The organism is Leclercia sp. LSNIH8, assembly GCF_002920195.1.
In the GTDB taxonomy this organism is placed as follows: domain Bacteria; phylum Pseudomonadota; class Gammaproteobacteria; order Enterobacterales; family Enterobacteriaceae; genus Enterobacter.
The window spans coordinates 205,067-231,359 of the sequence record NZ_PQJY01000006.1 but is presented as its reverse complement, the minus strand read 5'-3'; the positions used below and the strand labels follow the sequence as shown (position 1 = coordinate 231,359).

The 26,293-nt window shown below is 54.7% G+C and carries 27 protein-coding genes and 3 pseudogenes; 12 read left to right on the top strand and 18 right to left on the bottom strand.

Annotation, left to right across the window (positions count from 1 at the left end):
- The first annotated feature begins 51 nt into the window (after positions 1 to 51).
- The 4 genes from frmR to fghA all read left to right on the top strand — a co-directional run bounded on the left by frmR (position 52) and on the right by fghA (position 2,814).
- A complete protein-coding gene (gene frmR / locus C3406_RS18360) occupies positions 52 to 327 on the top strand; it encodes a formaldehyde-responsive transcriptional repressor FrmR (RefSeq protein WP_017384071.1) in 276 nt (91 codons plus the stop codon).
- Between the two features lie 34 nt (positions 328 to 361).
- Positions 362 to 1,471, top strand: a complete 1,110-nt coding sequence (frmA, locus tag C3406_RS18355) for an S-(hydroxymethyl)glutathione dehydrogenase (protein WP_017384070.1) — start codon at positions 362 to 364, stop codon at positions 1,469 to 1,471.
- 43 nt (positions 1,472 to 1,514) lie between these two features.
- Positions 1,515 to 1,913: a VOC family protein gene (locus tag C3406_RS18350; protein WP_012561111.1), complete on the top strand. Its 399-nt coding sequence runs from the start codon at positions 1,515 to 1,517 to the stop codon at positions 1,911 to 1,913.
- A gap of 64 nt (positions 1,914 to 1,977) precedes the next feature.
- On the top strand, positions 1,978 to 2,814 hold the full coding sequence (fghA, locus tag C3406_RS18345; protein WP_012561110.1) for an S-formylglutathione hydrolase: 837 nt from the start codon (positions 1,978 to 1,980) through the stop codon (positions 2,812 to 2,814).
- A gap of 27 nt (positions 2,815 to 2,841) precedes the next feature.
- Here fghA and C3406_RS18340 read toward each other — a convergent pair.
- The 16 genes and pseudogenes from C3406_RS18340 to C3406_RS18250 form a co-directional block, all read right to left on the bottom strand.
- A pseudogene (locus C3406_RS18340) lies at positions 2,842 to 2,994 on the bottom strand (recombinase family protein); the annotation flags it as partial.
- Positions 2,995 to 3,108: 114 nt separating this feature from the next.
- A pseudogene (locus C3406_RS18335) lies at positions 3,109 to 3,385 on the bottom strand (IS3 family transposase); the annotation flags it as partial.
- A 16-nt stretch (positions 3,386 to 3,401) separates the two neighbouring features.
- On the bottom strand, positions 3,402 to 4,478 hold the full coding sequence (locus C3406_RS18330) for an IS110 family RNA-guided transposase (RefSeq protein WP_000227969.1): 1,077 nt from the start codon (positions 4,476 to 4,478) through the stop codon (positions 3,402 to 3,404).
- A gap of 272 nt (positions 4,479 to 4,750) precedes the next feature.
- Positions 4,751 to 4,918, bottom strand: a pseudogene (locus C3406_RS18320) (DDE-type integrase/transposase/recombinase); the annotation flags it as partial.
- Between the two features lie 430 nt (positions 4,919 to 5,348).
- Positions 5,349 to 5,660 (bottom strand): hypothetical protein, encoded by a 312-nt coding sequence (locus C3406_RS18310; RefSeq protein WP_032610398.1) that lies wholly within the window; start codon positions 5,658 to 5,660, stop codon positions 5,349 to 5,351.
- Between the two features lie 84 nt (positions 5,661 to 5,744).
- On the bottom strand, positions 5,745 to 5,999 hold the full coding sequence (locus C3406_RS18305; protein ID WP_022652197.1) for a hypothetical protein: 255 nt from the start codon (positions 5,997 to 5,999) through the stop codon (positions 5,745 to 5,747).
- 129 nt (positions 6,000 to 6,128) lie between these two features.
- Positions 6,129 to 7,040: an HNH endonuclease gene (locus C3406_RS26310; protein ID WP_022652196.1), complete on the bottom strand. Its 912-nt coding sequence runs from the start codon at positions 7,038 to 7,040 to the stop codon at positions 6,129 to 6,131.
- Positions 7,041 to 7,225: 185 nt separating this feature from the next.
- Positions 7,226 to 7,429, bottom strand: a complete 204-nt coding sequence (locus C3406_RS18295; RefSeq protein ID WP_022652195.1) for a hypothetical protein — start codon at positions 7,427 to 7,429, stop codon at positions 7,226 to 7,228.
- Positions 7,430 to 7,461: 32 nt separating this feature from the next.
- Positions 7,462 to 7,869 carry a hypothetical protein gene (locus tag C3406_RS18290; RefSeq protein WP_015063157.1) on the bottom strand — a complete coding sequence of 136 codons (408 nt, stop codon included), beginning with the start codon at positions 7,867 to 7,869 and terminating at the stop codon, positions 7,462 to 7,464.
- 114 nt (positions 7,870 to 7,983) lie between these two features.
- Complete coding sequence (locus tag C3406_RS18285) at positions 7,984 to 8,643, bottom strand: HNH endonuclease (RefSeq protein WP_015063156.1); 660 nt, start codon at positions 8,641 to 8,643, stop codon at positions 7,984 to 7,986.
- A gap of 244 nt (positions 8,644 to 8,887) precedes the next feature.
- Complete coding sequence (locus C3406_RS18275; RefSeq protein WP_015063155.1) at positions 8,888 to 10,093, bottom strand: hypothetical protein; 1,206 nt, start codon at positions 10,091 to 10,093, stop codon at positions 8,888 to 8,890.
- A gap of 152 nt (positions 10,094 to 10,245) precedes the next feature.
- The gene (locus tag C3406_RS18270) at positions 10,246 to 10,476 is read right to left on the bottom strand and encodes a hypothetical protein (RefSeq protein ID WP_022652194.1); all 231 of its coding nucleotides are present in this window, start codon (positions 10,474 to 10,476) and stop codon (positions 10,246 to 10,248) included.
- Between the two features lie 409 nt (positions 10,477 to 10,885).
- Positions 10,886 to 11,278, bottom strand: a complete 393-nt coding sequence (locus tag C3406_RS18265) for a hypothetical protein (RefSeq protein WP_022652193.1) — start codon at positions 11,276 to 11,278, stop codon at positions 10,886 to 10,888.
- A 527-nt stretch (positions 11,279 to 11,805) separates the two neighbouring features.
- On the bottom strand, positions 11,806 to 12,879 hold the full coding sequence (locus C3406_RS18260; RefSeq protein WP_022652192.1) for a competence protein CoiA family protein: 1,074 nt from the start codon (positions 12,877 to 12,879) through the stop codon (positions 11,806 to 11,808).
- Positions 12,880 to 13,170: 291 nt separating this feature from the next.
- Entirely contained in the window at positions 13,171 to 13,812 is a 642-nt protein-coding gene (locus C3406_RS18255; RefSeq protein ID WP_015063153.1) for a hypothetical protein, read from the bottom strand.
- A gap of 176 nt (positions 13,813 to 13,988) precedes the next feature.
- Complete coding sequence (locus C3406_RS18250) at positions 13,989 to 14,201, bottom strand: Hha/YmoA family nucleoid-associated regulatory protein (RefSeq protein WP_022652191.1); 213 nt, start codon at positions 14,199 to 14,201, stop codon at positions 13,989 to 13,991.
- A 313-nt stretch (positions 14,202 to 14,514) separates the two neighbouring features.
- On the opposite strand from C3406_RS18250, the gene C3406_RS18245 reads away from it, so the two are divergent.
- From C3406_RS18245 to radC, 3 genes are all read left to right on the top strand, one after another.
- On the top strand, positions 14,515 to 15,714 hold the full coding sequence (locus C3406_RS18245) for a tyrosine-type recombinase/integrase (RefSeq protein ID WP_014603550.1): 1,200 nt from the start codon (positions 14,515 to 14,517) through the stop codon (positions 15,712 to 15,714).
- Positions 15,711 to 16,775 carry a PDDEXK nuclease domain-containing protein gene (locus C3406_RS18240; protein WP_016487843.1) on the top strand — a complete coding sequence of 355 codons (1,065 nt, stop codon included), beginning with the start codon at positions 15,711 to 15,713 and terminating at the stop codon, positions 16,773 to 16,775. The genes C3406_RS18245 and C3406_RS18240 overlap by 4 nt, the downstream gene beginning before the upstream one ends.
- Before the next feature lie 351 nt (positions 16,776 to 17,126).
- Positions 17,127 to 17,636, top strand: coding sequence for a RadC family protein (gene radC, locus C3406_RS18235; RefSeq protein WP_016487841.1), 510 nt, complete (start codon positions 17,127 to 17,129; stop codon positions 17,634 to 17,636).
- Between the two features lie 66 nt (positions 17,637 to 17,702).
- On the opposite strand, the gene C3406_RS18230 is transcribed toward radC, so the two are convergent.
- Positions 17,703 to 20,159, bottom strand: a complete 2,457-nt coding sequence (locus C3406_RS18230; RefSeq protein WP_016487840.1) for an ATP-binding protein — start codon at positions 20,157 to 20,159, stop codon at positions 17,703 to 17,705.
- Positions 20,160 to 20,551: 392 nt separating this feature from the next.
- On the opposite strand from C3406_RS18230, the gene C3406_RS18225 reads away from it, so the two are divergent.
- The 4 genes from C3406_RS18225 (at position 20,552) to C3406_RS18200 (ending at position 24,885) form a co-directional block, all read left to right on the top strand.
- The gene (locus C3406_RS18225) at positions 20,552 to 21,379 is read left to right on the top strand and encodes a DUF932 domain-containing protein (protein ID WP_003092327.1); all 828 of its coding nucleotides are present in this window, start codon (positions 20,552 to 20,554) and stop codon (positions 21,377 to 21,379) included.
- 80 nt (positions 21,380 to 21,459) lie between these two features.
- Positions 21,460 to 23,529, top strand: a complete 2,070-nt coding sequence (locus tag C3406_RS18220) for a ParB/RepB/Spo0J family partition protein (protein WP_006379606.1) — start codon at positions 21,460 to 21,462, stop codon at positions 23,527 to 23,529.
- Positions 23,530 to 23,590: 61 nt separating this feature from the next.
- The gene (locus C3406_RS18215) at positions 23,591 to 23,800 is read left to right on the top strand and encodes a hypothetical protein (protein ID WP_016487839.1); all 210 of its coding nucleotides are present in this window, start codon (positions 23,591 to 23,593) and stop codon (positions 23,798 to 23,800) included.
- Positions 23,801 to 24,570: 770 nt separating this feature from the next.
- A complete protein-coding gene (locus tag C3406_RS18200) occupies positions 24,571 to 24,885 on the top strand; it encodes a DUF736 domain-containing protein (RefSeq protein WP_001273857.1) in 315 nt (104 codons plus the stop codon).
- Positions 24,886 to 25,197: 312 nt separating this feature from the next.
- Here the strand turns inward: C3406_RS18200 and C3406_RS18195 are convergent, their stop codons facing one another.
- Positions 25,198 to 25,491, bottom strand: a complete 294-nt coding sequence (locus tag C3406_RS18195) for a helix-turn-helix domain-containing protein (protein WP_006379425.1) — start codon at positions 25,489 to 25,491, stop codon at positions 25,198 to 25,200.
- 287 nt (positions 25,492 to 25,778) lie between these two features.
- Between C3406_RS18195 and C3406_RS18190 the strand changes: the two genes are divergently transcribed.
- The gene (locus C3406_RS18190) at positions 25,779 to 26,126 is read left to right on the top strand and encodes a DUF2958 domain-containing protein (RefSeq protein ID WP_016487838.1); all 348 of its coding nucleotides are present in this window, start codon (positions 25,779 to 25,781) and stop codon (positions 26,124 to 26,126) included.
- Positions 26,127 to 26,293 lie beyond the last annotated feature (167 nt).

Below are 26,293 nucleotides of genomic sequence, written 5' to 3'. Positions count from 1 at the left end.
TAATGTAATACTCCCCTATAGTATAAGAAATACAGAGCAGTGAGGTAAGCAATGCCCAGTACTCCTGAAGAGAAAAAAAAGGTCCTAACCCGGGTTCGCCGTATCCGGGGTCAGATTGATGCTCTGGAAAGAGCACTTGAAAGTGGCGCTGAATGCCGTTCCGTTCTCCAGCAAATCGCCGCCGTCCGGGGCGCCGCTAACGGACTGATGGCAGAGGTGCTGGAGAGCCACATACGGGAAACCTTTGACCAGAATGACAGCTACAGTCATGAAGTCAGTAAATCAGTTGACGATACGATTGAGCTGGTTCGTGCCTATCTTAAATAGGTGAGGCCATTATTACATTGAGGATATATTACGTATGAAATCACGTGCCGCTGTTGCATTTGCACCAGGGAAGCCCCTGGAGATTGTTGAAATTGATGTTGCTCCGCCTAAAAAAGGCGAGGTGCTGATTAAAAACACCCACACAGGTGTCTGCCATACCGATGCCTTTACCCTCTCAGGGAATGACCCTGAGGGCGTTTTCCCGGTGGTTCTCGGCCACGAGGGAGCCGGTATCGTCGTTGAAGTTGGTGAAGGCGTCACCAGTGTGAAGCCGGGTGACCATGTTATTCCGCTCTACACCGCTGAATGCGGGGAGTGTGAATTCTGCCAGTCCGGTAAAACGAACCTCTGTGTATCGGTTCGCGAGACTCAGGGCAAAGGACTGATGCCTGACGGGACCACTCGCTTTTCATACAACGGTCAGCCTCTTTACCACTACATGGGATGTTCCACATTCAGTGAATACACCGTTGTGGCCGAGGTTTCTCTGGCAAAAATTAACCCGGAGGCGAACCATGAACACGTCTGCCTGTTGGGTTGTGGCGTGACTACCGGTATTGGCGCCGTCCATAACACGGCTAAAGTGCAGCCGGGCGATTCAGTTGCCATTTTTGGTCTGGGGGCAATTGGTCTGGCTGCGGTACAGGGGGCCCGTCAGGCAAAAGCGGGACGTATTATCGCTATCGATACTAATCCGACAAAATTTGACCTGGCCCGTCAGTTCGGGGCCACTGACTGCATTAACCCGAATGATTATGACAAACCGATTAAAGATGTTCTGCTGGATATCAACAAGTGGGGTATTGACCATACCTTTGAATGTATCGGTAACGTTAACGTCATGCGTGCAGCGCTGGAAAGTGCTCACCGTGGGTGGGGGCAGTCCGTTGTCATTGGTGTCGCAGGGGCCGGACAGGAGATTTCCACCCGTCCTTTCCAGCTGGTCACCGGGCGCGTATGGAAAGGTTCCGCGTTTGGCGGAGTAAAAGGCCGCACTCAGCTCCCCGGTATGGTCGAGGATGCCATGAAGGGGGATATTGACCTTGAGCCATTTGTAACCCATACGATGACACTGGATGAAATCAATGACGCCTTCGAGCTTATGCATGAAGGCAAATCTATCCGGACAGTGATTCATTACTGATCCCATCAGAATTTTAATCAACTCAAACTGAAGGAAGTGGAAAATGACAACTCCGGTAATTTCTGGTGACGGCATCTTTTCTCATGTGTTCATTGGCGCAGCCGATGTCGAGAAATCCTCCGCATTTTACGATGTCGTCCTGGGCACGCTTGGTATCAATAACCTCGGCCCGTTTGGCAACGGCTGGGTACTCTATGGCCGCGAAAAGCCGGCATTTATCATTGCCCGTCCGGGCAACGGTGAAGCACCTTCCGCTAACGGGGTGACTGTCGGCTTCGCTGCTGCCACCCCGGAAGAGGTTGATGCTTTCCATGCTGCCGGCCTTGCCGCCGGTGGAGCTGATGAAGGTCAACCTGGCCCGCGTGGTCACCTTCCCGGGGCCTATGCTGCCTACCTGCGGGATCCGGCGGGTAACAAAATCACGGCGTATACGTTTATCTGACGTCCGGATTTAAAGATACTTCCCCTGGCTTCGGTCAGGGGAAATAACCATGAGATAACGGCTGATGGAACTCATTGAGCAGCATGCCAGCTCTGGCGGCTGGCAAAACGTGTACCGGCATTATTCACAATCCCTTAATTGTGAAATGAATTTCGGTGTGTATCTTCCTCCCAAAGCAGTAACAGAAAAACTGCCGGTACTATACTGGTTGTCGGGCCTGACCTGTACTGAGCAGAATTTCATCACCAAATCAGGTATGCAGCATTATGCAGCCCGGCATAACGTCATCGTTGTTGTCCCGGATACCAGTCCCCGGGGTAATAATGTCCCGGATGCCGACAGTTACGATCTTGGCCAGGGGGCCGGTTTTTATCTGAACGCGACGGAACAGCCGTGGAATGTTCATTACAGGATGTATGACTATATTCTCAGAGAGCTTCCGGATGTCGTCATGAATCATTTTCCTGCAACGGCAAGAAAATCTATATCCGGTCATTCTATGGGAGGGCTGGGTGCTCTGGTGCTGGCTCTGCGAAATCCTGGTGAATATGTGAGCGTATCAGCATTTTCCCCGATAGTATCGCCTTCTCAGGTGCCATGGGGGCAACAGGCATTTAGCGCTTACCTGGGTGAAAACAGAAAAACGTGGGAAGCCTACGATCCAGTCAGCCTCATTTTACAGGGTGAAAAATTACCAGAAATCTTCATTGATCAGGGGCTGAGTGACGCCTTTTATGAAGAGCAACTGCGCACCAAAATCCTTGAGAGAGTATGCAATGAGATGAACCTCAATGCGTCGTTCCGATATCATACTGGATACGACCACAGCTATTATTTCATTTCCAGCTTTATTGGTGAGCACATTGCTTACCATGCCAACAGGCTCAGGCTGTCAGCATGAGTTGATTTCCAGCCTCAGAAAATGTGCTTAATTTTCAGGCCTGAACAGGGCCTGAACCCTGCAGACCTGAGATGTACTGTAACTGGTGGCTTCAGCAGTTTCTCTTATGCTCAGTTTCTTGACCTGTCGGTAATACAGAACTTTCTTATGTCGTTCCTGATCGGCCTGTTTGCCCCGGTGAATCGCCACGGATAATCTAGACACTTCCGAGCCGTTGATGGACTGACCCCGCCCCGGTAGACGATCCTGCCCTATAGTTTGGACTGACCCCACGCCTGTAGACAAATCCTGTCCTCACGACGAGGCCTGTTCGAAGGCCTCCGGACTGACGTCGCCGAGGTGGCTGTGGCGCCGGGACCGGTTATAGAAGACTTCAATGTAATCGAAGATCCGCCCGGGCCAGATCCCTGGTTTTATATATGCGTTTTCTGATCCGTTCTTTTTTCAGCGAACTGAAGAACGATTCGGCCACCGCATTATCCCAGCAGTTGCCACGCCGGCTCATGCTCGGCGCCAGGTTATTGGCCCGGTAGAAGCGCTGCCAGTCGTCACTGCCGTACTGGCTGCCCTGGACGCCCTTCTAAGAGTCAAGCTGTTATCGGGATACTGTTGATCCGCCTGTTTTGATTGCGCAGTAACGTGTAAACTTCGCGGGAGATATATCGCTTTAGACAGCGTATCGCTTCCATTTTTGTATGTCCTTCGGCTACACGCCTGGCGACATATTCCTTTGTTTTTGCGTCAGTTCGTAAGCGTCCGATGGCGATGATGTGAAGTGCACTATTTGCAGCACGATCTCCACCACGATTAAGTCGGTAACGGTTCGTTTTTCCAGAAGAAACGGGGACCGGGCTGACACCACACAGTGCCGCAAATCCTGATTCTGATCTTAACCGTTGAGGATTGTCTCCGGCAGTGATCAGCAACTGTGAAGCGCTTTCGTATCCGATAGCATTACGTTTAATCAGCTCAGGTGCCAACTCGTCGACAATTGCCGCAATCATGACATCCAGATCAGCGATTTCGTCATGTAACTCGAGATAGCGTCGGGCAAGGGACTTTAATGAAATGCGATAAACGTTGGTTACATTGCGGTATTCACTGGCATCAGGTCTCCAGGAACCCAGGGTCCTGATGAGCTGCATGCGCGTCATATTTCTGAGCTGTTCACGTAATTCATCCGGGGCAGAGATAATATTTGAATGGATAATCTGGAGAGCGACTCTGCGGGCTGATATTGCTGTTTTTCGGCAAGTTTTTAATACCCGCAGGGACTCAATCATGCCATCACGCGTTTTGGGAGTAACTGTCCTGATGCCTGAGAATGCTGCATGAGCGGCACATTCAGCATCAATTGTGTCACTTTTACCCCGTTTGCGTCGCTCCATCCGGTCTGGAGCAGTCACCTCAAGAACTTCTAACCCGGCGTTCTGAAAATAACGAAGCAAACCGGAACCATAGGTACCTGTGCACTCAACACCAATTCGCTTTAATGTCCCAAACGAGGTCATCCATGCCAGCATCTGCCGGTAACCTTGTCGTGTTGTGGAGAAATACTGAGTCCCAAGGACTTTATTGTTCTGATCTACGACAGCGGCAACGTGCAAATCTTTATGTGTATCCACGCCACCCACAACGGCAGCTTCGGTAACTTTATCAACCATGACAGAGCTCCTGTGAGGAAACAGAGTTGAATCTCCAGACAGATAACCCGGACAGGACAGTAACGAGACAAGCCGTCAGGCCCTTCTTGAGTCACGCGCATCGGTGAGGAGATGCCTCGCATGAAGGCGCTTCCGGCAACCGACGGGTCCAGGGCAGGACACAAAAGGTCGATCGCTGTGTGAGTCAGGATGCGGGAAGGTCTTCACTGCATCAGTAATCACACCAATCTGGTTAAACGGCAAACTAAGTGGTGGTAAAGACTGACATCGGCATTATTACTATCGCTGTGGAACATCACCCCGACGGGCTTACCACGGGTTTCCCATGCCATTTCCAGTGCTTTCATGGTAAGCCTGCTGTCCGGCGAGAACGACATGGCCCAGCCCACTGGTTTTCTTGAGAACAGGTCGAGAACAACGGCGAGGTACGCCCAGCGCTTAGGTCCATTATCCGGCACAACCCTGCAACCACCGTGATTTCTGTATATTCCGTTTCCGGAAAAGGCCATAAAGACGCCTACCCCATTAAGTTCAAATGGAGCATAATCTGCATCATTGAGAGTTAATTTGCCTTTTAACGCCATAGCGACCTACATCCATATAAATGATGTGGGTATAGTACAAATATATGAATCAAAAGCTAAGTCTAATATATTACAAGTTGTAACCACCGGTCTCATGAACCGATATTCAGAATTTTCTTAGAAACCACAACCAGGATCTCTGATTGTGGTAATGCAGGAACGCAATCCGGCAGTTCTCATTCACTCAACGTCCCCGTTGTGCAGATGAACGCTATACATAAGCCGACGTTTATAAAGGGAAACAATAACTCAGAAAGCGTGCAAGCGGTGCATTCATTGAGGGATTCTATGTGAAATAGCGAATCACTAAAGTGATGACTGCCCCTAACAGTGCCACGACCGCCAACAATTTTAAAATATGTGCTGAAATCGTATCTGTAAACATCACCATTACACCAGTGATAATAAACGCAATTGCAGCCAACCACATACTTGCTGTGGAAACTATGGGGCTCGCAACCCCGAGAATATCACCGAGACTATTGCCAAATGCAAATATAAAAGCAATCAGTGCTGGCCTAATCCACTTTTCGTTACGAGCATAATAAGAGTCATTGATATCTGCCATCATTTTTACCTCGAATTGAACGTAAGCCATTTGAATTTCTTAGTTCTTGTGAATGTTCGAAGGCTAACATAGCCTCATTGTGATCTTTGATACTAACAGTTTTTCTATTGTGTATTATTCAGTGTGAGTAGATTCATTTTTAGTGCTAACACCATGAATGACAATTGTTTTACCATCAGGCAGATGAACCCCTATCAAACGAAGGACAAAACCTCGCCAACCAGAATTTGCTTCCTTTATGCAGCGATACAGTTCGTTATTTTCGTTTTTCAGTTTATTCCATTCAAGAGAAAGGGTCTCGGAATCTAACTCTGAGATGTGTTTCACTTCATTGTTTATGCGTACAGTATTCATACCACTCCCAGTCATAAATAATCTCCATAGGTTTGATAAACAGGTTGAACATTGACAAAACTTCTTGTAGCAAGCTTTATCAAATAAGAATGCCATTAGGCTAACATAGCCTCATAGTGCATGTTGCTGCTAACTGGGCGTTTTTCATAATTGTTGATTTTTATTATTTGGCTCTTTCTTTCTGAATGGATTGCCATGACGGTTAAAAAATTCGTTCCAGTGATGTCGCAGGTATTCAATATTGATAGGCATTTGCAAGCGGGAAAAATCAATTTGCTTGCCTTCCAGTTGTAGCAAGTCTTTATCGACGGAGAGCACATCCGGGCTGAAACGGGCTTTCATTGAATCAGGGTCGATTGAAAAGTGCCAATTGTCAAAGAGGGTGTGGATGTCACTTCGCAGTAGAATCCCGTTTGTCACATCCGGCTCACCACCAGCATGACGGGGTTTAATGTGCGCTGCCTCAGTTCTTTGTCTGGCTCGAACGCCGGTAAGAACACACGTACCGGCGCAGTTTTTCCGGACATCTTCGGAAAATGGTGCCTGGTCCGGGCTCGACATTGTGATTTGTTCCTGCCCCTCCTGATACGTTCGGGAAGGAAAAGTTACTTTTGTTGATGTTACTGCGGGGATCGAGAGATAGGCAATTCCTCGCCGACTGAACTTTCCTCCATTAAAAACCTTCCGGATGGAGTAAGTCATGCCCACCAGGACAGGGTTACTCATTTCGACGATTTTGCTTTTGCAGTTTTCAACCGGATATAATTTTATGAAAGAGCCGGTGAATATGTCATAGGCTCCGTCTGGACGCTCAACACACAGAACAACATGTTCAAAGTAGTCCCTTGAGTCAGCGATAACCCAGTTGCCGGTCATGATCCGTTTCGTTTGGCAGGGACCCGTTTTGAAGATACCAGGCTTCAGGTCTGGAGTTAAGGTTCCAGTTTTCCCGTCCGTGCGAATGGAAATAATTTCCCCTGTTAACCCCAGCTCTTCCAGTTTCTGGAAGACAGGGCGAAGCCTGACGGGTTGAGGCTTATTCACTCTGGTGTTCATGTTGTTTCCGGTTTGCATCCCATTGTTCATTCAGGTTGGCACTGGCGTCCACGCCTAGTCATAAAAACGAGCCCTCGTCGCTAAGAGGCCTGTTCACGGCGTCCACATCAGAATCTCTTCAAAACTCATGAAATCCGTTATAGGTCAGGCAATCAATCAGCCAGATGCGAAGCTAGCAGGTCTCATTATCTCACAGGCAAAGCACCAACCATGCGGAGGGCATTCATTACTTCGTTAATACCAAACATTTCCTGTTCCGGCCATTCTTTCCCCGCTAATGAACATGCCGTGCAAGCTGAATTAAAACTATTAACGCGTTCACGATGCAGGGCCAGTAGTGCGACGACGATCAGCTCTCTTTCTTTTCCAACCAAATCTTGAATGCCCATAGTATGAATCCTAATTTGATTAACTTAATTGGCTATTTTACCCAGGGCATCACATAACTGTTATCCGGGCGCATCACAATGGTCCGATCCTTTTTATGTTCAATCGTCCATGTTTCCTGGCGTCGGAATTGCTTTGTCGCATCAACAACGATGACCGCGACAGTCTCAGAGTGATTCTCAATGAGGACGCAACCGCCCTCAGACGTAGTGTTGCCGTTAGCATCTGGGCATTGGCTGCTCCCGAATATAAGTGCTTCCTTGCCGTGGTCATCCATTCGCCAGCCCGGACTCATCACGATAGTCGGCTCCCTGAAAGGTCCATTCGTGTATTTCTGATACACTCCACTTTCCGTCGCACCATTTGCCAGGTCGCAACCTGACAGGCCCGCAGATAAAATAACAATGGTCGCTTTTAAATATCCCGTAAGGTAATTTGGCATTAGTGGTATCAACTCTGTCGGTTTTCAATAAAATGGTGGCGTGCAGTCAGCACATCTCAGAATGAGGTGCCTAACCAGGAAACACTGTCATCCGGTATAGGCTGGATTTTCCATCTATTCCTCGGTACCGAGGAAATCAGCCCAGCGAGCAGCCAGCCGGTCTGTATCCAGGTCATACACCAACGGGTTGAGCGTTTTGCCTTCAAACAGCTCTCCCGCCTCGATGCCCGGTTTAAAATGAACGGTGAGTGTGGACGGGTCTATACCCATCAGATCCGCGTCAAACAGCGCGTGCATTGTCGGCGTCAACAGGATGCCGTTCGAAGGGTTGTAGCGCGTCCCATGCTCGATATGAGCCGCTACCAGCACACCACCATTAACCCATCCCGTGACCGCACACCGACCCGCGAAATTCTCAACAAGGAGATTCTTGAATTTTGTCTGCGCTGCGCCGCTCCGCTGGGTCACAAAGCGCTCGCAAGGCTCTCCCTGAATGTCCACGTCAGGTTTTCGCTTCCGTTCGCTGGTGGCGTTCTCAGAGCGTTTTAACGGGATTCGTGGATAAGCCAGATTGTAGGCAGCGCCTGTGGTCATTTGTTCGATAACGGCCGGTGCATATCCATCCGCTTCGAGCTTACGGTAGGCGGCACGGTAGTCCTGCTGGGTTTTCACCGGAAAAATGTCGCCGCCGGTACCGTTACCGGGCGCGGAGATCTGTCGCACATACCGGAATATCTCCGAGCCAATCATCCACCAGCTGTTGTAGTTGAGCATGCAGCTCAGCAACCGTCATAACTTCAATTTGAGTTGTCATCAGATTTCCCTACTGAGTGATATTTAAGCAGGCAAGAACCATCCCACTGCCGAGCAAAACACAGGCCAGAAAGGTCGTACAAAGTTCCCACGCATCTCTGAGTCCTGAGCTGATGGCATTTATTTCATGATCGTCTGCCTGCTCAATGAGCCAGTCGACGTATTCATCGTGCTTTTTGTTAGAATCCATATTGGTTAGTGCTTATCATTTCCGGCCGTTCTGTGTGGCCGTCAGGAGGGTACTACTTACTTTTCTCATCTGACGGAAGGTATCGGAAAGTGTGCTGATCGGATGGCCTTCATTTCCTGCGGCCGCAGAATCACCGGCAACAAATTTCATGGCCACGGATACCTGATACGCCAGCCCAGAAAGAGCGGTATCGAACTGCTGAGCCTCTGAGCCAAAACGATAGGCATCCTCAACCGAGGCTCCTGTCAGCCATGCGTGTGCGATGAGTCTTCCTGTTTTTTCCGGGTTGTCGCGGGACACATTCGAACTGACGGTACTGCCAATAAGGTGATAAAGAAATCCGTCGCACCTCTCAGGGTATTCCCACATCGATTCACAGTACTCGTCATAGGCTCTCTGGATAGCGGCCGGGGACAACATGGACAGCTCCGGGTATATAGCCTGGAATTGCTGGTGGTATTCCGGATCGAGTTCGTCAACGTCACTGGATTTGAGCTCCAGCTGCTCCAGTCCGAACTCTCCCGCCCGGGGCCACAACGAGGCGAAACACTCCGGATTTCCCATGTACGCGCATGTCGCGGCGATAGCGTGGTTCCATTCCCACTCCGCTGATTTAACCTCGTTAAACAAAGATTCGGAAACCGGCGCGAAGCCACTGACAAAATCCGTGTTCCAGAGATGCGTGTAGGCACCGGGATTTTCATACACCGGCACATCCCATTCAGGCCGTGGGGGAAGACGGTCGAGTGTAAAGGGCTGGCGAAGGATCATGGACTGCCCCCGGTAGACAAAATCCCCCTCACCCTCGACAGGATTACCGAGAAGCAATCTGGTCGCATCCGCATTACAGGCGTCACGGTCAGGATATTTCCGGGGCAAATACGCATTGAAATAAGGGTGGTAGATCGCCTGACTATGGTCGGTATTATTGATCTCACGAGAATATGGCGCCGGGAAGACCGACCACTCCTCAATAGCCTCTGAGGCGGTCATTGTTGCCTGCGGAACGAGGTCTAAGGCTGTTGCCAGGTTATGGCCATTCTGTTTCACCAGTTGGACAAGTTTCTCGAACACGAAAACATTATCGCCATATACCTGATAGCTCACACCGGGGATACCGTCTATTGAGCGGAGCCTTTCGCGAATGACATCATCGTTCATATGATGATTGTGGAACTCATCCATACAAAAAAACCTACCAGCAGGTACTTCACGGCTCATAACGAATTCCTCACGGATTATTGAGACTCTACTTCAGACCGGTCTAAAGAGATGAAAGCGATGTACATCATAACATCAGCCAAGTCGGTGACTAATAGGTTGCATGACCTCATCATCAGTGTGAGATGTGCCCCACAGTCGTCTTACCCGTATCAACCTCCCTTGGTAGTTTGATCGGTCATATTGAAAGTCTGTTTGCGCTCTGTTGTAGGGGAAAAACAATCACGCTTTTTGCTTTCGCGCATCAAATGCACAACGCCTTTGCTGGCGTGCCCCAGATCAAACACAACGACCTGTCCAACCTCTATGCCCTGCCCAACCAGCTCCGGATCAATCATCATGACCTGGCCTAAATGCTCTGACTTTTGCTCAGTTCTAAACATAGTAACCCTCTCTTATTAAAAGCTAACGTTTATGGTGTAACTGAACTGGCGACTGCCATGAGTCAACAGCGTCAGATACATCATGAAGTTGCATGTCCTCATCCAACTAGTGCTTGTTAACTACAAAACATCGTGCCCGACATTAACAATGTGCAGCCATCAGTATCACGTATTTGACAATTGTGCCCTGGCAAGGCCGCCCGCGAATTTCGAGTAAACAGGAAGAAAATAAAAAGAAAACAAAGAGTTATAGCCTGATGTATACGCGCCGATCGGGAATCAGGCGAAGCCTGACCGCACGGAAGGGTCTGGCAGGGGGCATTAGGGATGAGGACATGCAATTGTGTTATCACGTCCGCACCAGCTGTCGTGGAAATCATCCCCGGCCGGTTAACCCGGTTTCGGATGTTCACCAGTTTTCCGGGTAGCAAGGCCAGCTCATCCAGACATCGAGCACCTCGGTATCACTGACCGCCGCAGCGTAAATCCCGGCACCCGGGAAGAAATAGACAGGCAGGCTGGCGGCGGGTGACGTGCTGTCATCCGTCAGGGAGCCGACAACCTCATGCGGCCCCCGGAGTAAATCACCCAGGTAGTCATCCGGCCTGATGCCGTTGCGGGATGCAGCCATCTCCACAAACTCCGCCAGCGGATGGCGGGTCGGATAACCCCTGAACACTTCATACGATGGCGAAACACATTCGCCGCTGGTGGACCGCCCCCAGTACCCGGCCAGTTGTTCCGGACCGAGTCCACAGGCATGTTGGGTGACCTGTGCTTTAAACTGTTCGAACGTATTCATTCCTGAAGTCCCTGTAGGGTATATTTGGCAAACCTCCCTGCCAGCGTCACTACCGGCAGGACACCGCATTGTCAGACGCGACCACCGGCTATGAACCGGCAAGACGTCAGTCGCCCGCCAGCCCGGGTGAGGTGGAATACAGTTTACCAGTTCCGGCCGACTGACTTTGCCGCCAGGAGACGCTAATTACACTATTATTGAATCTTTGCATCTTCGATGACCAATATCGCCCCGACGCTGAACGCTACTGGAATGCATCTCTTGCCACGATTGAAAGGATCAAACACACCTACCGCGCAAAAATCCGGAACTCCTGATCCAGTCTTTCGGCCATAACAGCCCAACGCTAATGTATGTCCATTAGCGTTGGGCTGTTATGATGGCTGTGCCAGTTTATATTACCGGACTGATCATGATAGGTACTCTGAGACCATGTAAGAAATGAACAACCCATTACTGCTTAAGGCGAGCAAGTAGATTTTGTTTACGTTTCCATGCCCGCCAGGCCCGTAACTCCCCAGCCCCCTTCAGAGCAATGAGAAATTTGTTGGTCCTTCAGTTGTTGCCACCTTACTGTCTTCGCAGGCCGTCAGGCAGACACTTTTAAGTCGGTGGTTGTAGAGGCCAATACGGGCGATTTCCTGGAGATAATCCCGTTCCTCCATCGTTAGCGACTGCCCTTCCTGTGATTTTGTGATCATGTCCTGCCAGTTCAGCAATTTCTCGTAATTCACATGCTCACTGGTGTCGAGACAATGCAGACGGAAGTAACGTATAAACAGCGGAAATTCATCAGTCTGGGCTATATTGGATGCTCTGACGGTGAGCCGACACAAACAAACGATGGTGTCCTGCTGCATTCTTATCAGCGTATTCATGCTCTGGGGTAAGATGTCCGGCAGCTTCATGTAGCAGTCGGAAAGACGCTGGAGAAGTGGTCCTGCTTCCGCAGGCTCACGGCCCTGATAAACCTTCAGGGGTTCAGTCCCCAGTTCCTGCATCATGGGATGATACAACCACTCTCGTGACTCCGTCTCATCAATGATAATTTTCTCGATACGTTCGCTGTAGGTTCCATCTCGCCTGCCAAGTTGTACCTGACTGATTTCGTATTCTATATCCGGCAGATCGATACGTAATGCTGCTACCATTTCCGAGGGATGGAGATGGTCGAACGTCAGCTTCCCGGCCACGCTGCGATCGGTATCAAGAAACACGGCGACACAGAGGTCGTTAACCTTCACAAACAGATCTGCCGTGGCGCCGAACATGCTTCCGCTGCCGCTTACCTCATCAAGTGGCACCTTCCCGCCTTCATAACCGGCCAGAAGATGCGGGAAACCGAGAAGATGTCTTTCCCGGACAACTTCAATAATTTTTCCCCGAATCGCCTCCATCAAGCCGTCACAATCACCGAAGAGGTCCGTGGTGTGGCTATAGTGCCAGAGTTTGACCTCACCCTGCCTGGCGATCAAATCCGTACGACACCCGGGGCAGATACAGTTGCATGCACTCCCTCTGCTTACTTCCGTGATGTCCAGATACCGTCCAGTTTCGCGATGGAGTCCGAAAGGAATCCCATAGGTATAGCTCTTTCGCATGTTATTTCCCCCGCAGCATACAGACATTCACTATATCGGACGAAAGCAGTATGACATTTCGATAAGAGGTCTTTTTTCATGAGTTTTTAAGTTGCTTTTATTACTGTGGCAGGGGCAAATGGATAAAGCGATGGCAATTCTATGCTGGTAAAAAGCTACTTTTCCGGTTGCCCGTCCCTCCACCAGCAGTGAGACTTATTAATACGGACGGAACCGGAATTAGTGAGCATTCCAACAGTGGGCTCACTTTCAGGACGAAAGCTGATTTAATATAAATACTGGACCCTACATTCAATGCAGTTTGTGTTGATCAATATAACCCATCATAAATTGCATAAGTTCCGGGTCACTCCGGGCAGAAAAAAGTACAGTCACTACGTTTTTCATCGCACTTGTCGCATTGCTGGCGTCAATAGCATTCTTGTCATTTATAATTGCATTATTCCCAATTTTATTAATCTGATTAATTACTTCATCCTCACTGATGCTTGTACTCCGGATTGAATCAAAAATCGGGTAGGCCTGCGCCGCATATTCAGTGAAGCGGACAGCATCAAGGCTCGATGCCAACGCCGCCTTTTCCTGTCGGGAATATACCGCCAAAGCGGTCTGACTCAGCAACTCCGAAGGCGTCTCGCAGGCCGCAGTACTGGTGTTCCCCTGGATCATGCCCATTCTGAAAAAATTCGAGACAACCTTGTTTATTTCATCATTCATTATCTGGCTGAAACCAACTTTTGGGTCTGAGGTAGTGAAATTTGCCCTGTAGTTCTCAAGCGCCAGAGAGGCAACCTCTGCGTTGCCCGTCTGAGTTGCGTTACAGGCGTAACGGTAACCTTCATCCAGTTTTTGACTGAACTCGTTTAGGCTCGCCGCGTTTAAATAAAAGGAGATGAATGGAAGAGTTAAAATTAATAAAGGTTTAATTCCCATGCGTTTTACCACAACAGAGCAAGTAAAGCATTTTAAGTGAAGTTATTACTTTTCTGATTAAACTAATTCCCAGAGGTGGTAATAAATAATTTAATAAATTTATATGTTCAACAGACGATTTCATAAACCTCTTTTTGTTAAACGTCGGCTGTATAATGGTTCCCGGGATTTTCATTTTACTGACGAACCAGGGTCCATACACTGGCGGGGACTTTATCGTAGAGTTTTTTCATTGTCAGTTCAGCTTTTCGATGGTCATATGCCCCGGAAATTTCTAGTGAAACTATACCAACATTCTTTTCACAGAGTCGTTCAAATACTTTTTCCAGTGTGTCAAATGAAGAGCACTTACGAAATTTCATCAAATACGCCTGTTTAGTTTCGGACATGGTCAACCTTAAGTTATTTTCAGCAAAAGTACAGTATCCCAATCTTATGTGGATTTGTTCCGGGAATCTAATTTTTTTTGCAACTATTTGACGTATAACTCCGGCTCGTTGCTGAACTGGCGGGCCCCCTTTTTTTGTTTCACGATGACTCCAGCCCGGTAGTTCGCTGGACTGCGACGTAGCCCGATACAACAGGTTTATCAATAGCTTACGCGCGTCCATCATATGCCGGTGCTTTCTGAAACTTGACCCGGTTCTCCCTCGCGCCGCTCCTATCTGGCTCCTGGAATCCGGGTCGTTCCAAGGAGTCATCATGGCAAAGATCAAGCTCACCAAGACCGCCGTAGAGTCGGCGCAACCCCAGGCGAAGGACATCGAACTACGGGATACCGTCGTGCCCGGCTTCCTTTGCAAGATTACCCCGACGGGACGCCGGGTGTTCATGCTCCAGTACCGCACGAACTCTGGCCAGCCCCGCAAGCCCTCGCTGGGACTCTACGGGGAGCTAACCGTCGAACAGGCGCGGGTCAAAGCGCAGGACTGGCTGGCCGAGGTTCGCCGGGGTGGTGATCCCGGCGGTGCCAAGGCCGAGGCGCGCAAGGCGCCCACGATGGCCGAGTTGTGCAAAAAGTTCATGGAGGACTACTCCAAGAAGCGCAACAAGGTCAGCACGCAGGACGGCTACCAGGGCGTCATCGACCGCAACATCATCCCGCTGCTGGGCCGCAAGAAGGTGCATGACGTGAAGCGGCCCGACATTGCGGGGCTCATGGAAAAGCTGGCCTACAAGCCGACCGAGGCCAACAAGACCTTCGGCGTGCTGCGCAAGATGTTCAACTTGGCCGAAGTCTGGGGCTTCCGCCCGGACGGTACGAATCCGTGCCGCCACGTCCCGATGTACCCGCCGGGCAAGGAAACCCGGCTCATCGTGGACGAGGAAATGGTGCGGATCTTCCGCCAGTTGGAGAAACTGGAGGCGGAGGGGCTGGAGAACTACGTCATCCCGTTGGCGATCCGGCTGCAATTCGAGTTTGCGGCGCGGCGCTCCGAAATCTGCCCGCTCGAATGGAGCTGGCTGGACTTCGAGAACCGGCGCGTGGTGTGGCCCGACAGCAAGGTTGGCGGCATTTCCAAGCCCATGAGCGAGGAAGCCTATCGGCTGCTTTCGACGGCGCCGCGTCTGGAAGGCTGCCCTTACGTCCTGCCGTCGCCGAACGACCCGGCCAAGCACCTGACCTTTGGCGAGCACTATGGCGGCTGGTGCCGGACGCTCAAGGCCGCCAGCGTGCCGCACGTAGGCACGCACGGCATCCGTCATCGCTCGACCACCGACATTGCCAATTCCGGTGTGCCGACCAAAGTGGGAATGAAGCTGACGGGCCACAAGACCGTGGCGATGTTCATGCACTACGTCCACACCGAGGACAAGCCGGTGCGCGAGGCGGCCGAGCTGGTGGCCAGCCGCCGCCAAGCCATCACGGGCGCGCGGCAGCTTGCGGAGGCGGTGGCATGAACGGGCGCCGGCCATCAGCAGCATCGCTCGCAGCGCCCGCGGCGCTGCTGGGCGACATTCGGGCACTGATCGAGGCGGCGCGCAAGCGCGCCGCCTCGACGGTGAATAGCGAGCTTACGATGCTCTACTGGCGCATCGGCCAACGCATCCACACGCAGGTCTTGGACAGGCGCCGGGGCGCCTACGGCAAGGAAGTTCTGCCCACCTTGGCTGCGCAGTTGGTGGAGGAGTACGGCAGCAGCTTTGCAGAGCAGAACTTGCGCCGCATGGTGCAGTTCGCCGCCACCTTCCCCGACGAGCGAATTCTCGTATCACTGATACGAGAATTGAGCTGGACGCACTTCATCGCCCTGATGCCGCTGAAAGACCCGCTCCAGCGGGACTACTACGCACAGATGGCCAGCACCCAACGCTGGAGCGTGCGGACGCTGCGCGAGCGTATCGACTCGATGCTGTACGAGCGCACGGCGCTTTCCCAAAAGCCGGAAGAAACCATAGCGCAGGAGTTGGCGACCCTGCGCGATGCGCAGCGCATGTCGCCGGCCCTGGTCATGCGCGACCCGTACATCCTCGACTTCCTGGGCCTGCGGGACACTTGGCAGGAAGGCGACTTGGAAGCGGCGATCATCCGTGAAATGGAGTCCTTCCTGCTGGAGCTGGGCGCGGGCTTCTCATTCGTCGCCCGGCAGAAGCGCATTCCGATCGACGACGAGGATTTCCACCTTGACCTTCTGTTCTACAACCGCAAGCTGCGGCGGCTGGTTGCGGTGGAGTTGAAGGTAGGTGACTTCAAGGCGGCCTACAAAGGGCAGATGGAGCTTTACCTTCGGTGGCTAGACAAGCACGAACGGGAGCCGGAGGAAGCCTCGCCGCTCGGGATCATCCTTTGCACCGGCAAGAAGCGCGAGCAGATCGAATTGCTGGAGCTGGACAAGTCCGGCATCCACGTTGCCGAGTATCTGACCGCCTTGCCGCCGAGGGGCGTGCTGGTGGAGCGGCTGCAACAGGCAACGCAACGGGCGCAGTTGCAAATCGAGCAGCGCAAGACGGACAACGAGTAGTCCTGTCCCAAGCAGTCGGGCGTCCCGGCGTGCCGCCGTCGCGCTGTCGTGCTGCGCATCGAGCTTCGCTGCGCGAGTCTCGCCCCTGTCGGGCTTCCATCACTGACGCCTCCGTCCCGGCTCGTTGATCCGGGCCTGCGCGCTCCGCTTGCCAAAAATCGACTCTGTGCAGTGGGCGGGTGTGGGCGGTCTTGCTGTTCCCTTCACCGTATCACGGCGTTCTCGCCGTCAAGGGCGGCGCGCGCCATGCGCGCTTGCGTCCTGGCGGCCGTCTGCGACCCCTGACTGCTTGCGCTGCGCCGTGCTGCCGCCGGTTCCGGGCAATTCCGCCCGAGCAACCGGAGCACGATCATGTCGCAACTGTCCTTTCCCTCGTTCGATTCCTGTCTGCTGGTGCGCGACGCGCACGGGCGCTATCTACCGGCATCGGCCGACGACATTCTGGAAGCTGCGCGCCAGGTCATTGACCGGAAAATGCAGCGCGGAGCAGAGTTCACTTCGCCGGCGGCGGTCAAGGAATACTTGCGTACAAAGTTGGCCAGCTTCGAGCATGAGGTGTTCGTAGTGCTGTTCATGGATACGCGCCATCGTCTGATCGAATACAGGGAGATGTTCCACGGCACTATTGACGGTGCGTCGGTGTATCCGCGCGAAGTGGTCAAGGAGGCGCTGCGGCTCAATGCGGCGGCGGTCGTCGTTTCGCACAACCATCCGAGCGGAAACCCCGAGCCGAGCGCGGCTGACCGGGCGCTGACCCAGCGGCTCAAGGAAGCGTTGGGTCTGGTGGACGTGCGCGTGCTCGATCACATCATCGTTGCGGGCAACGAAACGGCATCGTTCGCCGAGCATGGGCTGATCTAGCCCAAGGGGCTTCGGCCCCTTTTTGCTGCGCCTGGTGGCATAGCTATGGCCCTCGCGGCCTGATGCTCAGGCCGTCGCAACCTGAATCATCTCGTCGTAATGTTTCTTGTCCACCTCTTCCAGCCACTGGAAGATGTTCCCGATGACGCTGTGGCTTTCGCCTGCCAAGTTTTCTGCGGATTCCTCTGTTATCTCAATAACGTCGCTATGTGAATACTTATTGATAAAGCGGTAGATTTTTTCTTTAAGCTCTGGTGTCGTGATGGTGCAATCTTTTAGGCCAGCCTCCATCAATTGACTAATGTCGCTTCGCCGCCTTGGATATTTGAAGGTAAAAAACGATTCAACAAGCTTTCGGGCGAGGTTGGCGGTCAAGAACGCCTCATCTCGATTGAGTGTCGTGTGCGCCCTATATTCGTAAAGCTTCTTGAAGATATAGTGGTACTCGGAACCGTAGTTCTTGAGTGAGTCGTCGGCATCCACAAGTAGGGAGTGACGAGGGGAGCCAGGTGGCGCATCCAGGCGATAAAAGAAGCAATTCTCGGCGTTGCCTTTTTTGACTCGATTCCTATTGGTGCCAGTGAACCAGTCTCTCACTAGCTTAAAGTAAGTGAAGTTGTGAGTCAGCACAAAAAGTTGCTTGGCTTCAGTGCATTGCGTTCTCAAAAACGAGTAGGCGTGAAACAAGTGATTAGAATCAAAGCTTGAGACCGGATCGTCAACGACGACGATCGTATCCTTGATGTTATTTCCATTTTCTTTGAGCTTCGTGATGAAATAGACAAATGCAATCGCAGTCTTCTCACCTTCGCTCAAATTCCCATCGTGCTCACCAACCCCGTTTCTGATGATCTCATAGCCTTTCTTCTTCTGATTGAAGTTCAGGCAAAGCTCAGAGCGGCCAATGAAGCGATGCAGGATGTCATTGAACTCCTTTGCCCCGACCGTTTCATTCGAGAGCGCCGCTTCTATGGCTCCGACCTCTAGACTAATTTTTTCAATTTCCTTATGGTCGTTCTTTGCTTCTGACTCAAGGTCATTGCACTTCTTCTCACTTCCAGCATAGTCAAACTCTTGCACCTCAGCCGCAGCAAAGTGAAGCTCCAGTGCCACCTTGCTTTTTGAGGTCTCAGATTTGAAATTTGAAGTCTTATTGTTGTGCTTTCCAACGAGAGCAACAATCGACTTCAGGATGTCATTGAAATTGGTGACATCGTCTTCAACCACATCCGAGATCTGAATGTCTGTCTTCCCAGGGTCTGTGATCTTGGCCTTCAGGGCTTCCCGCCAGGCGTCCATTTGCTGGTCGATCTTTTCAGCAGCAGTTGCGTAGTCCTTTTGAAGCTTTTCTGCCTCGGCCGATAGTTCTTTATAAAACTCGGTCGATGCGGGAAACTGATTAGCTGGAGCGCCTTGAGATTCAATCCATGTCGCCGCATTCTGAAGTCGGCTCTGAAACTCCGTGAACTCCTTGCTGAAGTGGGCAGCAAGCGCCTCGGCACGAAGCTGGGCGAACGGAGAGCCGCAGAACTCGCAGGATTGCGAGTCGTGGTTTTTATGGATTTCCAAGCCTGCTTGAACCCATTCGCGGATGTCCGGGTTATCGGTAAGCCGCTGGATTGCTTGATTGACCGCCGTAGTCCCAATCAAATCTCTGATGCGGCCCGCCGCTTTCTTAAAGTAGTCCGGCTCAATGGCCGTTGAGGCGAAAGCAATGCTTGGAAGCTGATCTGGCTTGGCGGCATTCGTAAGGTCGATAACCCTCTCATCTGGAAGAACCGACTCCGCCTTGATAATTGTCTCGCCGTTATTCTGTATGAAGTTGGAGAGCTTGCGGCGGTCGTAATTCAAGTAATAACTGTCGCTCGTATCAATCGCCTGAAGTCCAAGCTTCATTTTCTTGGCAGCATTGGTCAGGAACTTCTCTAATGCCTCACGCTGCTTCTTGATATCGCTTTGCTTGTCGTCGTGAGCCTTCTTTTTCGACTGAAGCTCGCTCTTCAGCTTCTCCAGCTTCTGCAAGTCATCAATCTTCTCTTTCGCAATAAGAAGGATGCTCTTTACGGATTTGTCCCAATCAATGTTCTCATGCACGAAGCGTTGATTGAAAACATGAATATTCAATTGGGATGAGTGGAGTGTGGATTCCGTGATCGTTGAGCCATCCTCCAGAACTACTGAAAATTGGCCCGTGCTGAAGCGGGGAACCATCGAGCGAAGCTCAAAGCAAGAGAATAGATTCGATAACGTTGACTTGCCTGTTCCATTCCAACCATAGACCAGGTTGTACCGGCCGAACTTTTGGATCTTCGTTCCATTGAAGTCGCTGAAGATTCCGAACTGTTTGAGGCGGTTGATGCAGACAATCATCTCTAGATCTCCGTGTTCTTGCTTTCCCATCATTAGCTTGCGAAACAAATGGTAAACGAAGAGTCCTCTTGCGTCTCCGCTTCGCGGATCGCGCTGCTCCAGGTTCGCTAGTCGCTCATCCCTGGCGGGACTGGCTTCGCCAGCCTTCCGCATCGCTGACGCCTACGGCCCGGCTTCCAGCTTCGGGCCTGCGCGCTTCGCTTGCGTGCGGTCAGCACAAAGGGATGGCCGTTGCCTTGTCCAGCCGTCTCCCCTGACTTCATCACCTTACCCGCGACCGTAGCCCGCGCCCGTGTGCCGTCAAGGCGCGCAGGGCCGTGTCCTCGGCTGCGCCTGCGGGCCGCACCCACCCTGCGCTTGGCTCCTTGACGGCCCCCGTCCGCGCGCTCCTTTGGCCGCGGGCGATGAACTCAGGAAAGACGGTGGCAACAGGGCCAACCGGGTTCCTCGTGCCGACCGCACCAAACAGCCGAAAGGCTGGGCTCCGAATCTAGAAATCCGGTGTGCGGTGTGAACAGCAAACCTCTTTTGTCAGGAGAAAGACCATGCAACTCGCATCCCGTTTCGCTTTCCGCTCCCCCTCGCTGCGCAGCGATTACCCGCTGTCCGACGACCAGATTCACCGCGTGGCCCCGTCCATCTTCGCGGATGCCCCGCACGAGAGCCGTTCGCAGCGGTACGCCTATATCCCCACCGCCGCCGTGCTGACCGAGCTTCGCAAAGAAGGCTTCCAGCCTTTCATGGTGACGCAAACCCGCGTGCGCGACGAAGGCAAGCGCGAGCACACCAAACACATGATTCGCTTGCGCCATGCCAGCCAGATCAACGGCGCGGAGGCCAACGAAATCGTGCTGCTGAACTCGCACGACGGCACCAGCAGCTATCAGATGCTGGCCGGAATGTTCCGGTTCGTGTGCAGCAATGGCCTTGTTTGCGGCAACACCGTGGCCGATGTGCGAGTGCCCCATAAAGGCGACGTGGCCGGTCTGGTCATTGAGGGCGCTTACGAAGTCTTGAGCGGTTTCGATCGGGTGAAGGAATCGCGCGATGCCATGCGCGGCATCACCTTGGACGATGGCGAATCCGAAGTGTTCGCCCGCGCCGCGCTCGCCCTCAAGTACGACGACCCCGACAAGCCCGCGCCCATCACGGAATCGCAAATCCTGATGCCGCGCCGCTTCGACGACCGCCGCCCCGACCTGTGGAGCGTGTTCAACCGCACCCAAGAAAACCTGACCCAAGGCGGGCTGCGTGGCCGCAGCGCCAACGGGCGCCGACAGCAAACCCGCCCGGTGCAGGGCATCGACCAAAACATCCGACTGAATCGCGCCCTCTGGCTGCTGGCCGATGGCATGCGCCAGTTGAAAGCCTGAATCCCCACGCGGCAGGGGCAGGCAGCAGCCCTTGTCGCTTTCTTCGCTGCTGCATTCCTGAACCGATAGGAGTTATCACCATGAACGCCGTTACCCAAACCGAAGCCCGCGCCATCAACACCGCCGCCGCTATCCCGCTGGAAGCCGCTGACCCGACCAAGAACCTGATTCTGGTTCCGCTGTCGCGGCTGGTGTCGCGCCCCACTGGCCGCAACGTGCGCAAGACCCCGCGCATGTCCATTCCCGAACTCGCCGCCAGCATCCAGCGTGTCGGCCTGCTGCAAAACCTCATCGTGATTGCCGCCGCCGACGGCGAGCATTACGAAGTCGTGGCCGGTGGCCGTCGCCTCGCAGCGTTGAAGCTGCTGGCGAAGAAGCACCGCATCAGCAAGGAATGGGAGGTGCCTTGCCTGCAGGTGGCCGATGGCACCGCACGCACGGCCAGCCTGACCGAGAACGTGCAGCGCGAAGCCATGCACCCCGCCGACCAGTTCGAGGCGTTCGCCGCGCTGGTGGCCGAAGGCCGCAGCATCGAGGATATCGCAGCGGATTTTTCCGTCACGCCGCTGGTGGTGCAGCGCCGCTTGAAACTCGCCAACGTCTCGCCGCGCCTGCTGGCCGACTATCGCGCCGAGGCCGTGAGCCTTGACCAGTTGATGGCCCTTGCCATCACCGACGACCACGCCGCGCAGGAAGCCGCGTTCTACGATGCGCCGACATGGCAGCGCAGCCCGCACAACCTGCGCGACCGTCTGACCGAACGCGAAATCGACGCCTACCGGCATCCGCTGGTGCGCTTTGTCGGGCTGGACGGCTACGAGCAGGAAGGCGGTGGCATCCGCCGCGACCTGTTCGCGGAGGGCGACAAAGGCGTGTATCTGACCGATGCCGCACTGCTGGAACGGCTGGCGCAGGACAAGCTGGCAGGTATCGCCGCCAAGGTGCAGGCCGAGGGCTGGGCGTGGGTGGATGCCACGCCGGGCATGACCCATGCCGATCTGCAAGCCTTCCAGCGTGCGCCAAGGGAACGCCGCAGTCCGAACAAGCGCGACGCGCAGCGCATCGAGAAGCTGCAAACCAAGCTGCACGAACTGGCCGAAGCCGTGGATGCCGCGCTGGACGACGAAGACGAAGAAAAGGCCGATGCCTTGCAGGAAGAAGGCGAACGCCTGGGCGAGCAGTTGCAGGCGCTGGAAGAAGGCTTGCTGGACTATGCGGCCAATGTGAAGGCCGCAGCCGGTGCCATCGTCACCATCGACCGCGACGGGCAGGCCGCGATTCATCGCGGGCTGCTGCGCGAAGCCGAAGCCAAGGCGCTGCGCACGCTGGAACGACTGCGGCAGGGTTTCGGCAGCGAAGGCGAAGCCGCAAACGAGGACGAAGGCGAGGACGACGAGCAGCCCAAGACCGCCACCATGTCCGACCGACTGGCGCAGCGGTTGAGCGCGCACCGTACCGCCGCGCTGCAAATCGAAGTGGCCCGGCATCCGCAAGCCGCGCTGGCCGCCGTGGTGCATGGCATGGTGCAGACCGTCTTGCAGGAAAGCCACTACGGCCACGACCTGCCGCTGGGCGTGCGCCTCACGGTGCAAGACCGGCTGGAAGGCATGGCCCCGGACTGGCCGGAATCACCCGCCGCCGTGGCGCTGCGCGAACTGCAACAGGTGGCAGGCGAAACCTTGCCGGAGGACAGCGCCGAACTGTTCGCCGCGCTGCTGGCGAAATCACAGGATGAACTGGTGCGGCTGCTGGCCGTGTGCTTAGCTTCCACGGTGGACGTGGTGACGCCTCGCGCCACGCCGCACCAGCCCGGCGCGGAACTGGCGCAGGCCGTGGGGCTGGATATGGCCGCGTGGTGGCAGCCCACCAATGAGGGTTACTTCCGGCATGTGCCGAAGGCCGCGATTCTGGAAGCCGTTGGCGGGTTCGCGCCCTCGCACGTCACCCGACTGGCGAAGTTGAAGAAGGGCGACATTGCCAGCGAAGCCGAACGGCTCGCCGCTGGCACCGGCTGGATGCCCGCCATCTTCCGCACCGAAGGCCCGCAGCAGGCCGGGCAGGACGCGCCGGCGGATGGCGAAGCCGAAGCACAGGAAGAAGCGGCCGCCGTGGCGGATGTCCAGCCGCAGGCCGAGGCTTTGGCCGCGTGACTTCGCACCGTAGATAGCGCCCCGGTTCCGGCCGGGGCGCTTCATATTGAGGATGCCTGCCATGACCCACCAACCCGCAAACCGCCCCCGTATGGCTGCGACCTATGCCTCCGGCACGGTGCGCGCCCGCCGCTGGCACGGCGACGGCGACGTGCGCGGCTACCGTCCGCCGCGTGGCTGGACGGCCCGCGCCGACCTGACCGATCTGCATCCCCTCACGGGCCGCGCCTTGCCGCGCGCCGTGTGGTGGATCATCGAAACCAAGAAATAACGAGCCGCACCGGCCCCAAGCCGTGCCGCCTTGGGGCCGGTGGTCGAAAACTCCGGGCGCGGCGGTGGCCGCGCCCGGTTTCACTGCTAAAAAAAAGCCCCATCGCCGCCTTCGGTCGGCGGCGATGGGGCCACGCACAAGGGCGCTCGTGCGCGAAATCCACGAAGCCAGCAAGTGTGGCGGCGCATCGCGCCGCCAACGATTCGACCGAGCCCCGCCGCAATGGGCGGGGCTGGTGTGGCTACGCCCCGGCTTGCTGCGGCAGGTTGCACGAAAGCGTGCCGTCCCCGACGCTGGCGGTTCGTTGTCTGTACGTCACGAAAGACGGTTCACCGACACGCCGCCCAGCCTCGCTTCTATGGAGCTTCCACACCACGCCTCAGTATGTGGCCGTGAGCTGCGGCAGGGGCGCTCTGGCCTTGTCGTCGGGGCATTGACCTGGCCCGCGTCAGGGCGCAAGCCGGTGCAGCCGTCACGCGGGGATGCCGAGTTGGCCACGTCTCCATTCGGGAGCGGGCGGCCTGTGCGTCCTTGTCTTGTTGTGAATCCTGGCGGTGGCGCGGCTGCGCCTTGGGCTTCATGGCCGCAACCTGGAAGCGAAAACAATTTCCCCTGCGCTGCGCGCATTCCTCGCGGGACAAATTCTTTTCGCTTCCAGGTTCTCCACGTTGTTGCGACCGCTGCGCGGTGCGACCAGCCCATCCCCCGCCGGCCGGATCACAACAAGGACGCACTGGCGCGACCTTGTTCAACCCGAAAGGAGAAACATCATGGCTAACATCGGCACCTTCACCGCAGAGAAAGACGGCTTCACCGGCACGCTTCGCACCCTGACGCTCAACGTCAAGGTCAAGCTGGTTCCCAACGACAAGGGCGACACCGAGAACGCCCCCGACTTCCACCTGCAAGCGGCTGGCCACGAAGTCGGCGCAGCGTGGAAGAAGACCAGCGAGGCCGGGCGGGAATACCTGTCCGTATCCATCGACGACCCTTCGTTCCCGGCGACGGTCTATGCCCGCCTGATCGAGAACGAGGACGGCACGCACGACCTGATCTGGTCGCGCAACAAGCCGAAGGCGGCCTGACAGCCGCTTACCGCGTCCCGCCCACTGCGGCGGGGCGCGATGCTGCTGATCGCAGCACCGCACGCGCAGGATTTCTGCTGCTGCCGCGTGCTGGATACGCCCGTCACCGCGGGCCTGCATGCGTGCCTTGTGGCTCGCAATCCGTGTCAACGAGCGGTGTGTGGCGTGTCGGCGCTGTAAGCGCCGCCGGGCTTTCGGGCTTCGCCCCGTGCCGGCAAGCCGTCACGGCCATCCGGCTTCAATCCCTCACGCCTTCGCGCCTGCGGCGCTGCGCGCTCCGCTTGCTGCAATTCAGTACCACACGCCAACGCGCTACGGCGTGTCGGGCTCTTCCAATATCGCCCTGAGTTCCTGGCGCACCTGTGCCAGCAATTCATCAGCTTCGCGGGTGCTGTCACCGGCATAAGCCAATGTGAGCAGCGTGAGCGGATGCACTTCCATGACCTCGCACAGATCGGCCAGCTTCTGGATGGTTGGGCTTTTCAGGTCGCGCTCCAGCGTGCTCATGTAGGTGCGACTGGACACGTTGGAGAACGCTTCCTGGCTCAAACCACGCGCCTTCCTTACCGTCCGAATCGCCGCTGCCAATGAGTTCTTCGCTGCCACCTATGGTTTCCCCAAAAAACCAAGATGACAGCCCATTGCGCCCTATAGGACTACAATCTATAGTGTTCATTTGGTGGTGATGTTTTCCTTTTCCGTGCTTTTACGGAGATCCGCATCTGCGGATTTCCTCAGACCCAGGGAACCGCGTCCGTGTCTTTCCTGACTTCCACCAATACGCCTTCGTGCCTCTCCGCTTTTGCGGCTTCGTGCGCTTGCGCATACGTGCATCCGTCCGCAGGCACAGATGCGCCTCGGCGATTGCGTGTGTTCGTGGAAGGGGCGCGGCCTTGACCACGCTTGTCACCGAGGAAGACCGGGTGCACCTACTGGCCCACGGCCTCACCCGCGCCGCAGGCCAGGAATGTGACCCGCTGCCCGTGGTGCGCCTGTTCACACCGGACGCACATGCGACCTGGCTATTGGCCGCGCTCGATCCGACCGATGGCGATACGGCCTACGGCCTGATCGACCTCGGGATCGGGATGCCTGCCCTGGCGACGGTGAAGCTGTCCGATCTGGCGTCCATCGTCGGGCCGCTCAAGCAGCCCGTGATACGAGATCGGTACTTCCAGCCGACGCGGCCGCTGTCGGAATACGTTCGACTGGCTCAGGAAAACGGTTCGATCACCGATTGACGCATTCCAGCGCGACCAGGCAAAAAGTATCGCATTGTGACTATTTCGGTCTTAGCCAAGACCTGGCAAGTCTTGATCCGCATGCTTGCACCAGGGTGGTGCGCTCCTGACCAAAACAGTCATGATGCCAGGCGCGAGATTCGGCACGGTGTTCAATGCTGCACCCC